This window comes from Roseburia sp. AF22-2LB, assembly GCF_003461125.1.
Classification (GTDB): domain Bacteria; phylum Bacillota; class Clostridia; order Lachnospirales; family Lachnospiraceae; genus Roseburia_C; species Roseburia_C amylophila.
The window spans coordinates 534,518-548,261 of record NZ_QTWM01000002.1 but is presented as its reverse complement, the minus strand read 5'-3'; the positions used below and the strand labels follow the sequence as shown (position 1 = coordinate 548,261).

General features: G+C 42.4%; 14 protein-coding genes and 1 pseudogene. 14 read left to right on the top strand and 1 reads right to left on the bottom strand.

Annotation, left to right across the window (positions count from 1 at the left end):
• The 3 genes and pseudogenes from DWX96_RS05370 to DWX96_RS05360 form a co-directional block, all read left to right on the top strand.
• A pseudogene (locus DWX96_RS05370) lies at positions 1–627 on the top strand (ABC transporter permease); the annotation flags it as partial.
• 19 nt (positions 628–646) lie between these two features.
• Positions 647–1,324, top strand: coding sequence for a response regulator transcription factor (locus DWX96_RS05365; protein ID WP_055218786.1), 678 nt, complete (start codon positions 647–649; stop codon positions 1,322–1,324).
• Complete coding sequence (locus tag DWX96_RS05360; protein ID WP_109216666.1) at positions 1,321–2,346, top strand: sensor histidine kinase; 1,026 nt, start codon at positions 1,321–1,323, stop codon at positions 2,344–2,346. The genes DWX96_RS05365 and DWX96_RS05360 overlap by 4 nt, the downstream gene beginning before the upstream one ends.
• An 80-nt stretch (positions 2,347–2,426) precedes the next feature.
• On the opposite strand, the gene DWX96_RS05355 is transcribed toward DWX96_RS05360, so the two are convergent.
• Positions 2,427–2,678, bottom strand: a complete 252-nt coding sequence (locus DWX96_RS05355; RefSeq protein ID WP_055218790.1) for a hypothetical protein — start codon at positions 2,676–2,678, stop codon at positions 2,427–2,429.
• Between the two features lie 647 nt (positions 2,679–3,325).
• On the opposite strand from DWX96_RS05355, the gene DWX96_RS05345 reads away from it, so the two are divergent.
• From DWX96_RS05345 to gatB, 11 genes are all read left to right on the top strand, one after another.
• Positions 3,326–3,853 (top strand): replication initiator protein A, encoded by a 528-nt coding sequence (locus DWX96_RS05345; protein ID WP_118056941.1) that lies wholly within the window; start codon positions 3,326–3,328, stop codon positions 3,851–3,853.
• On the top strand, positions 3,853–4,668 hold the full coding sequence (locus tag DWX96_RS05340; RefSeq protein WP_109216668.1) for an ATP-binding protein: 816 nt from the start codon (positions 3,853–3,855) through the stop codon (positions 4,666–4,668). The genes DWX96_RS05345 and DWX96_RS05340 overlap by 1 nt, the downstream gene beginning before the upstream one ends.
• The gene (locus tag DWX96_RS05335) at positions 4,665–4,874 is read left to right on the top strand and encodes a MerR family transcriptional regulator (RefSeq protein WP_004844954.1); all 210 of its coding nucleotides are present in this window, start codon (positions 4,665–4,667) and stop codon (positions 4,872–4,874) included. Before DWX96_RS05340 ends, DWX96_RS05335 begins: the two co-directional genes overlap by 4 nt.
• A 134-nt stretch (positions 4,875–5,008) precedes the next feature.
• Complete coding sequence (locus DWX96_RS05330; protein WP_118056940.1) at positions 5,009–6,241, top strand: site-specific integrase; 1,233 nt, start codon at positions 5,009–5,011, stop codon at positions 6,239–6,241.
• A 146-nt stretch (positions 6,242–6,387) separates the two neighbouring features.
• Positions 6,388–6,879 (top strand): low molecular weight protein-tyrosine-phosphatase, encoded by a 492-nt coding sequence (locus tag DWX96_RS05325; protein WP_118056954.1) that lies wholly within the window; start codon positions 6,388–6,390, stop codon positions 6,877–6,879.
• On the top strand, positions 6,880–7,773 hold the full coding sequence (locus tag DWX96_RS05320; RefSeq protein WP_118056939.1) for a DUF3658 domain-containing protein: 894 nt from the start codon (positions 6,880–6,882) through the stop codon (positions 7,771–7,773).
• Between the two features lie 6 nt (positions 7,774–7,779).
• Positions 7,780–8,301, top strand: coding sequence for a nitroreductase (locus tag DWX96_RS05315; RefSeq protein ID WP_117699105.1), 522 nt, complete (start codon positions 7,780–7,782; stop codon positions 8,299–8,301).
• Between the two features lie 405 nt (positions 8,302–8,706).
• The gene (gene aspS, locus DWX96_RS05310; RefSeq protein ID WP_117699106.1) at positions 8,707–10,452 is read left to right on the top strand and encodes an aspartate--tRNA ligase; all 1,746 of its coding nucleotides are present in this window, start codon (positions 8,707–8,709) and stop codon (positions 10,450–10,452) included.
• A 12-nt stretch (positions 10,453–10,464) separates the two neighbouring features.
• The gene (gene gatC, locus DWX96_RS14415) at positions 10,465–10,761 is read left to right on the top strand and encodes an Asp-tRNA(Asn)/Glu-tRNA(Gln) amidotransferase subunit GatC (protein ID WP_022242659.1); all 297 of its coding nucleotides are present in this window, start codon (positions 10,465–10,467) and stop codon (positions 10,759–10,761) included.
• A 15-nt stretch (positions 10,762–10,776) separates the two neighbouring features.
• Positions 10,777–12,240: an Asp-tRNA(Asn)/Glu-tRNA(Gln) amidotransferase subunit GatA gene (gene gatA, locus DWX96_RS05305; protein ID WP_118056938.1), complete on the top strand. Its 1,464-nt coding sequence runs from the start codon at positions 10,777–10,779 to the stop codon at positions 12,238–12,240.
• Positions 12,241–12,255: 15 nt separating this feature from the next.
• Positions 12,256–13,686: an Asp-tRNA(Asn)/Glu-tRNA(Gln) amidotransferase subunit GatB gene (gene gatB, locus DWX96_RS05300; protein ID WP_118056937.1), complete on the top strand. Its 1,431-nt coding sequence runs from the start codon at positions 12,256–12,258 to the stop codon at positions 13,684–13,686.
• Positions 13,687–13,744 lie beyond the last annotated feature (58 nt).

The following is a 13,744-nucleotide window of genomic DNA, read 5'->3' as shown; positions in this document are numbered from 1 at the left end:
ATAACCTTGTCCTTTGCATTGATTCTTCCGGATGAAGCATTCCTATATTATAGTCAGGGAATGTATGATACCCATGTCAATGCGGTGCTCAGTGAGCAAGCTCTGAATGGAAATAGCCTTATGACTGCATATTTGGATTTGAACGAGAAGCTGGACGAAACTGACATTGAATATGAAAGCTATCTTCAGAATATGGGTCGTCAGCTTTTCTACACCATAGCATCCAGTTATATTACCCTCTATCTTGCGATTGTTTTCCTGGTAGTTGCCAACACCATCGTGGGTGTTCAGTTCCTGATGAGTCAGCAGAAAACCGGGCGCAGATACCAGACCCTGATCCGCCTGGGAGCTACTTACGAAACCCTTTGCCAGTCTGCTGGAAAGCAAATTACCTGGTTTATGGGACTTCCTGTATTGGTTGCGGCTGTCAGCAGTTTGTTTGGAGTCAGGGCGTTATTTACAGGGATACTCTCGTCCCGAACCCGTGGGACAGTGGCTGAAATGATGTTTGTATCTGCTGCTATGATTTTGCTGCTTTGCGTGATAGAATATATTTATATGAGAGTGGTCAAGCGCTCCAGTGATCGGTATTTGCTGACACTGATGCAGCCACAGAGAGAAGAATAATTTGGAAGGAGGTGCTGCCGTGAAAAGAATTGCTGTTGTGGAAGATGAAGTCTATATGCGGGAAGAACTCTGCAATATGCTTCAAAAGGACGGGTATCTTGCGGAGGCAATCACCGAGTTGGAAGATGCCGCTCGGCTCCTGGCAGCCCTCCGTCCTGACCTTGTGATCTTAGACCTGAATTTGCCGGAGATCAGTGGCTTTCAAATCTGCCAGGAACTAAAGAATAAAACCGCTATCCCCGTCCTGATACTGACTTCCAGAGATCAGGTAAAGGATGAACTGCAAGCGTTCCACTTGGGTGCTGATGAATATTTGACGAAGCCGTGCAGAAAAGATCGACTTCTTGCCAGGGTATCCAATATTCTCAAAAGGTATGAAGGCCGTACCAATCTCATAGAGGGACCAGATTTCCTGTTAGACCAGCAGACCTACACGCTTTATATTCATAATACCTCTGTCGTGCTTCCAAAAAATCAGGGAAAACTGTTGGTTGCTCTTTTGTCCGGCGGCGATGCTCTGGTCACGACGGAGCAACTTTGCATAGCACTATGGGGAACCACGGAATACATAGACGAAAATGCCTTGCAGGTTAATCTGACCAGGCTGAAAAAGACGATGTCCGGTCTTGAGATGAAGCAGCGAATCGTTGCGGTTCGTGGGATGGGCTATCGTCTGGAAACGGGGGTGGCTCCATGAAGCGGCTTTGGCGCATGATAGAACGGTACTACCCCTGGCTGCTGTTGCTGTTGGGCGTGGATTGCTTTTGTGCTATCATTCTTTGGATTTCTGACATTCAGGCATTTCAAACCTTGAGTGGGTTAGTAGTTCTGACAAGCCTCCTTTTGTTTTCAGCAATTCTGTTTGTACTAAACAAGCGGGAGACCACCCGCCGAGAGCTGTTCCGGGATTTCCTCAGTGATCCTGCCATCTGCAACGAGGAACGGCTGCTCAGTGCCATCAGCCGGGAAGAAGGAGAATCTATCCGGCTTCTGGCATCAGTTTTACAGGAACACAAAACTGAGAGTAACAGTATGGCAGATGCCCTACAGGACTATGAAGAATATGTGGAGGGCTGGGCACATGAAGCGAAAACGCCCCTATCGTTGTTGACCATGCTCCTGGATAATCGGAGCAACGAAATGTCTCCTCCCCTGCAAGCAAAACTGGATTATGTCCGCAGTCAGCTTCAGGAGGATGTCACTCAGATGTTATACTATGCCCGGTTAAAGAGCAGTACAAAGGATTATCAGTTTAAGGATATCAATTTGAATGACTGCTTGGGGGAAGTTCTGGAGGACTATGCCCCACTTCTGGAAGAAAAGCAGTTTGTAATTATCAATAAACTGCAATCTGAAACAGTCTATACAGACCGTAGAGGGCTTCAGTTTATGTTGGGACAGATCGTGAGCAATGCCATAAAATATAGCAGCGATAGTCCCATGCTAACAATCTCTATGATACATTCGGAGATCGCAGATGTCCTTTCAGTTGAGGATAATGGCATCGGTGTAAAAAAATATGATCTGCCGTATATTTTTCAAAAGGGCTTTACCGGGGATTCTACTGACAGCAGAAAGAAAGCTACCGGTATAGGGCTTTACCTGGTTAAGAAGATGGCTGACGATCTAAACCTTCGTCTGGAAGCTGCTTCCCCGTGGGAAAAGGGCTTTAAGATAGTCATCTTCTTTCCAAAATTGAAATCCAACGGAGGAAAATAATATAAGCAAAAAACGGGGCTGTAAAATAAGTCTCTGCTAAAGAAACGCTAGTTCCGACAAATGCTGGTTCTGGCGTTTCTTTACATTAATATATGTTTTTTGAAAATCGTCACTGTTTTATGTAAAAAGGGTACACTTAATAAGCTTGGATAGATTTCTTCTGTACGTCCATATTTTTTATATCTTACATGTTGTTTTCGTTTGAAAAGAAATTTACGTCCATTAGGGCATATAGGATTTCCGTTCTCATCTCTTATATAGTTTACAGCACGATAAGGATTCGTGTGATGTTTTTTATCTGCCGTTTCTTTTTTGTACATGGTAAATATCATTAAATTTTTCCATTAAAGGTACAAAGCATTCCATGCCTTGTCTTCCATAAAATCAATTCTACGTTAAAAACATACCGTCTAGACAGCTATTTTTTAAGCTATCATTTGAAAGACATATATAATATATAGGCTCAAATGGTGAAAGTGCCCATTTGGGCCTATTATTGTATGAATTCATACGTTACAACCAGAGCAAGATCCACCCGTGTATTACAGTATTGTCATTTTGACAATATTGTATTACTTACGAGTGGCAGACTTGATGGGGATTACGTCCCCATACCCACGTGAAAATATAATTGCTGGCAATTACATTTTAGCAGATATGCAGGCATATCTGAATAAGCGTCATAGACAACAAAATAAGGAAATTTTGATAAGGCATTCACCTGGAATAGGTGAGTGTTTTTTTGTTTTCAAATATTCAATTAATCAAAAAAATTAAAAAAATTTCATTAGGGGGCTGTAAAAATGCCTCTCAGCGTTTCGTTTTATGTAAGGGTATTTTGGACAGGAAAAATTTAAAAAATTTTTATCAAGAACCTGTATTTATGCCCTTCATCTTTTGAATATGTGTAAGGACATTTTTGAGCCGGTATAAAAATGATTTTTACAACAATTAGAAACAGAAACGAGGCGAGAAAAGAATGAAATATGAATACATGAAGGAGTCAGAGCAGATGCTTCAGTACTTCCAGTTTCCGAAGTTTTTGCTCAAACTGCGCATTTCCCAAACTGCAAAATTTCTTTATATGATTTTGTATGACCGGGCACGGATATCGAGAAAGAATAGCTGGATAGACAAGTATGGAAATGTTTATCTGATTTTTCCGATAGAGGAATTGTCTGCTCAAATCGGCAAATGTAAATCTTCTGTAAAAACAGCATTGAAGGAATTAGATGATGTGGGACTATTGGTTCGCAGATCTGGTGGTTTTTCAAAACCCAATCATTTATATGTAAAAATTCTATCTGATGAGATTGGTTTACAGCTGGTTGAGAATAAGGCGGTTGAAAAGATGGTTGCAACAGAGTCGGAAAAGCAACCTTCATCTGGTCGTAAAAATGGCTGTGCAGGAGTCGGAAATGTGGCACCTAGTAAAGTAACTGAGAAATATAAAAGAAATAAATATCATGAAGTAAATTATTGCTATGGGGAAGGAGAGAGTTTGTGATGAGAGAAGAAGATACTGTATGTGTAGGCAGTGATGGTTTGCAATACTGTAAAGTCTGTGGGGAAGCGAAAGAAGCATTTTTTCCTGAGGGTGGATTTATGGGGATGAAGAAACATTCCAGGCAATGTGCCTGTGACAGAAAAGCGTATGAAGAAGAACAAAAATATTTTAAAGACAAAGAGCACCGGGAATTAGTCAGCAGAAATACGAGCATCTGTTTTGACGAGAGCAGAATGGAAGAGTGGACATTTGAGAATGCAGATATGTCAGATACGGTAATGCATAGAGCAAAAAAATATGTTGATAACTGGGAGGAAATGAAAAGAAATCATATAGGCTGTTTGTTCTGGGGACCGGTTGGTACCGGGAAAAGTTTTATTGCGGGGTGCATTGCCAATGAACTTCTTAAGCAAGAAGTAATGGTAAAGATGACAAATTTCAATACCATTATTGATGATATATTTCCACTGGCAGACAAAACGGAATATATCAATGCATTGGCGTCTTATCAGCTTTTGATTATTGATGATCTTGGAGTGGAACGAAATTCAGAATATGCGTTAGGAATTATTTTTAGTGTCATAGACCGCAGGATCCGTTCGGGACGACCTTTGATCATCACAACGAATCTTCCGCTGAAAGAAATAAAAAGCGAGACCATGTTGGATAAAAGGCGTATCTATGACCGTATTTTAGAAATGTGTACACCCGTGTATGTTGGAGGCACAAGCAAACGAGAAGCGATTGCAAGTATGAAAATGGAGAAAGCGAAAACGCTGTTGAACACAAACAGAGGGAAGGAGGAATGCGAATGAATCATACAGAAAAAACAATACCTGTTTGGAAGAAATATTCTTTAAATGTTTCCGAAGCAGCAGAATATTACGGAATTGGAGAAAAGAGATTGAGACAAATCGCAGGTGAAAATGAAGGAGCAGATTTTATTTTGGAAGTTGGTTCGCATATCCGGTTCAAAAGAAAATTATTTGAAGATTATCTGGACACAGCCAGTACAGTTTAAGTGACAGAATAGAAGAAATGGTAATGAAAATAATGTTCATTTTATCTTAGCGAAGAGAAGGTCTTGTGGTATAATGAATAAACCGAGACGGTCTTCCAAGTTAAATGAGCATTTAATGAAGGAGACGAAATATTATGAGTGAAAAAAGGAGAGATCATAGAGGACGTATATTACACAATGGAGAAATACAGTTATCTGATGGCAGATATAGATTTAAGTATGTCGATGAGATGGGAAAGGAGCGCTGCGTATATAGCTGGCGCTTAGACCATAACGATGCAACTCCGAAAGGAAAGCGCCGGGCTTTATCGCTTCGGGAGATGGAGAAGAAAATCCAGGCAGATCATTTTGAACAGATTGCAACAAATGGCGGAAATATGACGGTACTGGAACTGGTTGAAAAATATACATCAACAAAAACCGGTGTCAGACCTACTACAGTTGCAGGATACGGAACAGTTATCAATTTATTGAAGAAAGATCCATTTGGAAAAAGAAGGATTGATACGGTTCGGATTTCGGATGCAAAATGTTGGCTGATACATCTTCAGCAGGTAGAAAAGAAAAGCTATAGTTCCATCCATTCAATCCGAGGAGTTCTTCGTCCGGCATTTCAGTTGGCAGTGGATGATGACCTGATCAGGAAAAATCCATTTCAGTTTCAGCTAATGGAAGTGGTTGTGAATGACAGTGTGACAAGAGAGGCAATCAGCAGGGCTGAGGAACGAAAGTTCCTACGGTTTGTGAAGGAAGACCCTCATTTTTGCAGGTATTATGAAGGAATTTACATATTATTTAAAACAGGCCTTCGCATCTCGGAATTTTGTGGTTTGACGATTTCTGATATTGATTTCAAGGAGCATACGATCAACATCGATCATCAATTGCAGAAAAAATCAAAAATCGGATATTATATTCAAGAGACTAAAACAACCAGCGGAACAAGAAAGATACCTATGACTGCAGATGTAGAGGAATGTTTTCGGAAAATTATAGAAAAACGAAACCCGCCCAAAGCAGAACCTATGGTAGATGGAAAAAGTGGATTCTTATACTTTGATAAAAATGAAAGTATCTGTTATTCCCTGCACTGGGAGCATTATTTTCAACACATCATTCAGAAGTATAATAATACTTACAAAGTACAGATGCCTGTCATCACCCCTCATGTATGTCGGCATACCTATTGCTCAAATATGGCAAAATCCGGAATGAATCCAAAAGCATTGCAATATTTGATGGGCCACTCAGACATCAGCGTAACGCTGAATACATATACGCACGTAAATCTTGAGGATGCCAGGGAAGAAGTTGCCCGGATTCAGGTTGTGCAATTACGATTTTTAATTGAAAATAGCAAGGTGTAAAATGGAAAAACATACACCTTATTTTACACCTTTTGCGGACGATATTATGAGAAAATAAACCAGGTTATGCCAGAAAAGAAAAATTCACAAAGGCTTACAAAGCCCGAAAAACCAAGAAAAACTAAGAAATGCGAGGTTATGCAACAATGATAAAAATACTATTCATTTGCCACGGCAACATCTGCCGTTCCCCCATGGCAGAATTCATCCTAAAGGACCTCGTCGCCAGACGAGGTCTCACCGACCGCTTCGAGATAGCCTCGGCTGCCACCAGCACCGAAGAAATCTGGAATGGCATTGGGAATCCGATTTACCCGCCGGCGCAGGCGGAGCTTAAGAAGCATGGAATCGGGAATACGCCGGAGACCGATTTTCGGGACAAGCGGGCGAGACAGTTGACAAAATCCGATTATGAGATTTATGATTACCTTATAGGGATGGACGAAAGCAACATCCGTGGAATCGAGCGGATAACCGGGCATCGTGGCGGTAAAATATCCATGCTGCTTTCCTTTGCCGGAGAGCAGGCAGCAATATCTGACCCATGGTATAGCGGCAGGTTCGATAAAACCTATGCGGATGTAACACGCGGATGCGAAGCATTCTTAGAATATCTCATAGAGCAGGGAGAAGTGTAGATGATAGAAATCTTATTTGGCGAAAGTGAAGGCGTAGCCATGAAGCTTGCGAAGAACTATCAGCAGCCGGATTATGAGGATGGACCAACCGCATGGCTTGGGGAAAAGCCAGACAAAGCCACCTTTGAAGACATGTTTGCAGGAGAAGCAGTTGGCGGAACTTCTGCGGAGGTCATTATACTGCCATTTATGTTGGACATTGGCTGCCTGAGGGAACCACTGGATGGTACATATCGGAAGAAGATAATCTTAGAGCAGTATGGTGTCTATTGGAATGAGGATGAGAAAGAGGGGCGGGAAGAATTAGAGCAGGCAGTGGAAACTTATGTAAAAGAGCTGCAGCGGATGGAGCAGTTTGCAAAGCAGGGAGAATCTTTCCGTATCTGGTACAGCAACAAGCCTTATTCCCTGTGCGGACTCTGCCATGCAGTCAGTGTGCTGCGGAAATATGAATGTGCGATATCCGTGGTACGTCTGCCGGATTTTGTAAGAGAAGAGGAAAATACGACGGTACGTTATTCTTCCTGGGGAGAAGTAGATGCCGGACAGTTTTATCGATTCCTCCCATTGGAAAAGGAACTTTCAGAGCATGAGCAGAAAGTATTTGCATCCAGATGGGACGAACTTAAAGAAGAGGATGCACCTCTTCGGGTTCTGATAAATGGCTGTCTGGTGGGCGTAAAAGATGATTTTTATGATTTCCTGATTCGAAGAGAACTGCCGGAGGGCGAAATCATACAGGCAAGACTTATTGGAAATCTGTTGTTAAAATATCCCCTTGGAATCAGTGACAGTTGGTATATGAACCGCATTAAACATATGATTGAGACCGGAGAGATAGAAGTAGTGAAAGAGGCGGATGAAATTTTCCGCCGGAGCATCAGAAAGGAGTAGTAAGGAATGAACGAGATCATAAAAGCAATGGAGACAAGAAGAAGTATCAGAGGTTATAAGGAAGATATGGTGCCGGAAGAGCTGATTGCAGAAGTAGTGGAAGCTGGAACTTATGCGGCTACCGGAATGGGCAGGCAGTCACCGATTATACTTGCAGTTACCAATAAAGAAGTAAGAGACAGACTTTCCAAGGTAAATGCTGAGATTATGGGAACAACCGGCGATCCGTTTTATGGAGCACCGGTGGTACTGGTGGTGTTAGCAGATAAGAGCCGTCCCACCTATCTTTATGATGGAAGCCTCGTTATGGGCAATCTGATGCTGGCAGCACATTCCTTAGGCCTTGGAAGCTGCTGGATTCACCGTGCAAAAGAAACTTTTGAGCGGGAAGAGGGAAAAGCAATTTTAAAGGAACTTGGCATTGAAGGAGATTACGAAGGCATTGGAAACTGTGTCATTGGCTATGCAAAAGAACCGGCAAAAGACGCCGCTCCGAGAAAAACAGATTATGTTCATTATATAAAATAAAATTGGATAATATAAAGGACATAGTGAAAAAATAGCATCAGATTTGTAAAAAATACTTGCAAAACAAAAAAAGCAGTGCTATCATAGTCAACAACTAGGAGATATAGTTGCAAAAGCTGGGAAAGAGACTCTTACTTTCAGAGGCCGACAGGAATACAGCGTCACCGACTGAGAGCGCTGTTTGGAAGAGAAAGCAAAGGGAACACTCTGGAGCCGATTGGCTGAATTACAGTAGGTCAGTACGTAGTGCACGTTACGCACGAAGAGAGGGAAGATGAAGCATTCATTTTCCAATGCGGGTGGTACCGCGGATAAGAAGATTATTCGCCCCGGAATACGAGTCAGTATTCCGGGGTTATTTTTATACTCCGGGCTGACAATCATATCAGAAAAGGAGTAGATAAGATGAGCAACATTTACAGAGACGTAACCTTAAATCAGGTAAGCGAAAACGACATTGGAAAGACACTTCGGGTAGCAGGCTGGGTAGAGAATATCCGGGACCATGGCGGCGTATCCTTTATTGATTTAAGAGATATGTATGCAGTAATGCAGATTGTAATCCGGGATGGAAAACTGTTAGAGGGAATCCGCAAGGAGCAGGCAGTTTCCATAGAAGGTCTGATTGAAAAAAGAGATGAAGAGACCTACAATCCAAAGATTCCGACCGGAACCATTGAATTAGAGGCAAAGAGCGTAGATATTTTAGGAGAGGTTTATACACAGCTTCCATTTGAAGTAATGACCAGTAAGGAAGTCCGTGAGGATGTCCGGTTGAAATACCGTTATCTGGATTTGAGAAACCAGAAAGTAAAAGACAATATTATTTTCCGTTCCAAGGTAATTTCTTTCTTAAGAGAGAAAATGACAGAGATGGGATTCTTAGAGATTCAGACTCCGATTCTTTGTGCATCTTCTCCGGAGGGCGCAAGAGATTACATCGTGCCATCCAGAAAATACAAAGGAAAATTTTATGCATTGCCACAGGCACCACAGCAGTACAAACAGCTTCTGATGGTATCCGGATTTGATAAATATTTTCAGGTTGCACCATGTTTCCGTGATGAGGATGCAAGAGCAGACCGTTCACCGGGAGAGTTCTATCAGCTTGACTTTGAAATGAGTTTTGCAACCCAGGAAGATGTATTTAAGATTGGTGAAGAAGTACTTTCTGCCACCTTTGAGAAATTCGCACCGGAAGGCAGCAAAGTAACGAAAGCACCATATCCAATCATCAGCTATAAACAGGCAATGTTAGAGTTCGGAAGTGACAAACCGGACCTTCGGAACCCACTTCGTATCATCGATGTGACAGAGTTCTTCCAGAGATGTACCTTTAAGCCATTTATCGGAAAGACCGTAAGAGCCATCCGTGTACATGCAGAGATGTCCAAAGGTTTCCATGAGAAACTTTTGAAATTTGCAACCGGAATCGGAATGGGTGGATTAGGATATCTGGAAGTATTAGAAGATGGAAGCTATAAGGGACCGATTGACAAATTTATCCCGGATGACATGAAAGAAGAATTCAGAAATCTGGCAGGTCTTGAAGTAGGAGATACCATTTTCTTCATGGCAGATAAAGAAGAGCGTGCCGCATATTATGCAGGCATGATTCGAAATGAATTAGGCGAGAAGCTGGATTTAATTGAGAAAGATGCATACCGTTTCTGTTATGTCAATGATTTCCCAATGTTCGAGCGTGATCCGGAGACCAAGAAAATCGGATTTACCCATAACCCATTCTCCATGCCTCAGGGCGGCTTAGAGGCACTCAATACCATGAATCCGCTGGACATCTTAGCATACCAGTACGATATCGTCTGCAACGGCGTGGAACTTTCCTCCGGTGCAGTTCGTAACCATGATATGCAGATTATGGAGAAAGCTTTTGAAATCGCAGGTTATGATAAAGAAGTGCTGAAAAATAAATTCGGCGCATTATACAATGCATTCCAGTTTGGAGCACCGCCACACGCAGGAATGGCTCCTGGCATTGACCGTATGATTATGTTACTGCGTAACGAGGATAACATCCGTGAAGTCATTGCTTATCCGATGAATGGAAATGCACAGGATTTGATGTGCGGAGCACCAAACGAAGTAACCGAGCAGCAGTTAAGAGAAGTTCATATCAAAGTACGTGATTAAGGAGGAAAAACAATGGCAAATGTGATTTCAGATGAAACCATGGAATACGTTGGAATCCTTGCAAAGCTTGAACTTTCCGAAGAGGAAAAAGCAGCAGCAAAAAAAGACATGGAAAGCATGTTAGATTATATTGATAAATTAAATGAACTGGATACATCCGGTGTAGAACCGATGTCCCATGTATTTCCGGTACATAATGTATTCCGGGAAGATGTAGTAACCAATGGTGACGGCGGCGAGGATACCCTTGCCAACGCGCCGGAGCGCAGAGACCGGGCATTTGTTGTACCAAAGACCGTAGATCAGTAAAGGAGGCGGCAGAAGATGAATTTGTTATCACTGACAGCAGTAGAGCTTGGAAAGAAAATCAAAGCCCATGAAGTATCAGTAGAAGAAGCTACAAGAGCCGCCTTAGAAGCCATTGCAGCAAAAGAGGATGCGGTACACAGTTTTGTTACCGTAGATGAAGAAGGCGCTATGAAGCGGGCGGCAGAAGTGCAGAAGCTTATTGACGATGGAACATTAACAGGACCTCTGGCAGGAGTGCCAGTAGCAATTAAAGATAATATGTGTACCAAAGGAATGCTGACTACCTGCAGTTCTAAAATTTTATATAACTTTATTCCGACTTATACCGCAGAAGCAGTATTAAATCTGGAAAAAGCCGGAGCAGTAATTCTTGGAAAGACCAACATGGATGAGTTTGCCATGGGAAGTACTACAGAGACTTCCGCTTTTGGCGAGACGAAGAATCCATGGAATACAGAACATGTACCGGGAGGTTCTTCCGGTGGAAGCTGTGCTGCAGTTGCAGCAGAAGAATGCTTTTATGCATTGGGTTCAGACACTGGTGGTTCTATCCGTCAGCCAAGTGCATTCTGTGGTGTGACCGGCATCAAACCAACATATGGAACCGTATCACGTTATGGACTGATTGCATATGGTTCTTCTTTAGACCAGATTGGACCGGTAGCCAAAGATGTGACAGACTGCGCAACCATTTTAGAGGCAATTACTTCCTATGATAAAAAGGATTCTACTTCCATTCAGAGAGAAGAGACCGATTTTACCAGTGCATTAGTCGATGATGTGAAAGGAATGAAAATCGGTATTCCAAGAGATTATTTTGGAGAAGGACTGGATGCAGAAGTAAAGGATGCTATTTTAGCAGCCGCTAAGAAATTAGAAGAAAAAGGTGCTATCGTAGAAGAGTTCGATTTGAGCCTGGTAGAATATGCAATCCCTGCTTACTATGTAATTGCAGATGCAGAAGCAAGCTCTAACCTTGCCCGTTTTGATGGCGTAAAATATGGCTATCGTACGAAAGACTACGAAGGACTTCACAACATGTATAAGAAATCCCGTTCCGAAGGCTTCGGAGCAGAAGTAAAACGTCGTATCATGTTAGGTTCCTTTGTCTTAAGTTCCGGATATTATGATGCTTATTATCTGAAAGCACTGCGTACGAAAGCTTTGATAAAGCAGGCATTTGATAAAGCATTTGCAAAATATGATGTTATCTTAGGACCGGCAGCACCGACCACCGCTCCGAAGTTGGGAGAGTCCTTAAGCGACCCGTTAAAAATGTATTTAGGCGACATTTATACCGTATCGGTGAACTTGGCAGGACTTCCGGGAATCAGCCTGCCATGCGGCATCGACAGCAAGGGGCTTCCGATTGGCATGCAGTTGATTGGAGACTGCTTCAAGGAGAAGAATATCATCCGTGCCGCATATGCCTTTGAACAGACAAGACCATATCAGCACAGCCCGTTAGCAGCAGAATAGGAGGAAAAGAAGATTATGAGTAAACAGTATGAAACCGTCATCGGACTGGAAGTCCATGTGGAACTGGCAACCAGGACCAAAATCTTCTGTGGCTGTTCTACTGCATTCGGAAGTGCACCAAATACACACACCTGTCCGGTCTGTACCGGTATGCCGGGCTCTCTTCCGGTTTTAAATAAACAGGTGGTAGAATATGCCATGGCAGTAGGTGTTGCCATGAATTGTGAAATCAACCAGTATTGTAAATTTGACCGGAAGAACTATTTCTACCCGGACAATCCTCAGAACTATCAGATTTCCCAGCTTTATCTTCCAATTTGCCACGATGGCGGCATTGAGATTGAGACTTCCGAAGGAAAGAAAACCATTGGAATCCACGAGATTCATATGGAAGAGGATGCGGGAAAATTAGTCCATGATGACTGGGAAGATGTTTCCCTGGTGGACTATAACCGTTCCGGTGTGCCACTGATTGAGATTGTATCTGAGCCGGATATGCGTTCTGCAGAGGAAGTCATTGCTTATCTTGATAAATTGAGAATGATTGTGCAGTATCTTGGTGCATCCGACTGTAAGATGCAGGAAGGCTCCATGCGTGCAGATGTCAACTTATCTGTCCGTGAAGTAGGAGCAAAAGAATTTGGTACCCGTACCGAGATGAAAAATATCGGTTCCTTTAAAGCAATTGCAAGAGCCATTGAAGCAGAGACAGCAAGACAGATTGATTTGATTGAGTCTGGCGAAAAGGTGGTTCAGGAGACCAGACGCTGGAATGATGACCAGGGATATTCCTATGCCATGCGTTCCAAAGAGGATGCACAGGATTACCGTTATTTTCCGGAACCGGATTTGGTTCCAATCGTCATCAGTGATGAATGGTTACAACGCATAAAAGACAGCCAGCCGGAATTAAGAGAAGCAAAACGTCAGCGTTATCAGGATGAATTCGGCCTTCCGGAATATGATGCTAATATTTTGACTTCTGCAAAGAAGATGGCAGATGTATTTGAAGCAACCACAGCAATCTGTAATAAGCCAAAGAAAGTATCCAACTGGCTGATGGGCGAAACCATGCGTATCTTAAAGGAGCAGAACAAAGACCCGGAGGATATTGCATTTTCACCGGAGAATCTGGCAAAATTAATCGAACTTACCGATGCCGGAACCATCAATGGCAATGTAGCAAAAGAAGTTTTTGAAGAGATTTTTGCTAAGGATATTAATCCGGATAAATATGTGGAAGAGAATGGACTTAAGACCGTAAATGACGAAGGTGCATTACGGGATACTATTGCAAAAGTCATTGAAGAAAATCCTCAGTCGGTAGAAGATTACCGCAATGGGAAAGAAAAGGCAATCGGTTTCTTGGTAGGTCAGACCATGAAAGCCATGAAGGGCAAAGCAAATCCTGGAATGGTAAATAAGATATTGAAAGAACTGTTATAAAGAAGTGTTATAAATAACAGGGAATGCATGCAAGCTTTTCCTTATATGTATAAAAAAT

Bases quoted from the DNA above. Each gene is read 5' to 3' on its own strand.
- DWX96_RS05315 (WP_117699105.1), top strand. From the start codon at position 7,780: ATGAACGAGATCATAAAAGCAATGGAGACAAGAAGAAGTATCAGAGGT.
- DWX96_RS05355 (WP_055218790.1), bottom strand. From the start codon at position 2,678: ATGATATTTACCATGTACAAAAAAGAAACGGCAGATAAAAAACATCAC.
- DWX96_RS05330 (WP_118056940.1), top strand. From the start codon at position 5,009: ATGAGTGAAAAAAGGAGAGATCATAGAGGACGTATATTACACAATGGA.
- gatA (WP_118056938.1), top strand. From the start codon at position 10,777: ATGAATTTGTTATCACTGACAGCAGTAGAGCTTGGAAAGAAAATCAAA.
- gatC (WP_022242659.1), top strand. From the start codon at position 10,465: ATGGCAAATGTGATTTCAGATGAAACCATGGAATACGTTGGAATCCTT.
- DWX96_RS05340 (WP_109216668.1), top strand. From the start codon at position 3,853: ATGAGAGAAGAAGATACTGTATGTGTAGGCAGTGATGGTTTGCAATAC.
- DWX96_RS05345 (WP_118056941.1), top strand. From the start codon at position 3,326: ATGAAATATGAATACATGAAGGAGTCAGAGCAGATGCTTCAGTACTTC.
- aspS (WP_117699106.1), top strand. From the start codon at position 8,707: ATGAGCAACATTTACAGAGACGTAACCTTAAATCAGGTAAGCGAAAAC.
- DWX96_RS05335 (WP_004844954.1), top strand. From the start codon at position 4,665: ATGAATCATACAGAAAAAACAATACCTGTTTGGAAGAAATATTCTTTA.
- DWX96_RS05360 (WP_109216666.1), top strand. From the start codon at position 1,321: ATGAAGCGGCTTTGGCGCATGATAGAACGGTACTACCCCTGGCTGCTG.
- DWX96_RS05325 (WP_118056954.1), top strand. From the start codon at position 6,388: ATGATAAAAATACTATTCATTTGCCACGGCAACATCTGCCGTTCCCCC.
- DWX96_RS05320 (WP_118056939.1), top strand. From the start codon at position 6,880: ATGATAGAAATCTTATTTGGCGAAAGTGAAGGCGTAGCCATGAAGCTT.
- gatB (WP_118056937.1), top strand. From the start codon at position 12,256: ATGAGTAAACAGTATGAAACCGTCATCGGACTGGAAGTCCATGTGGAA.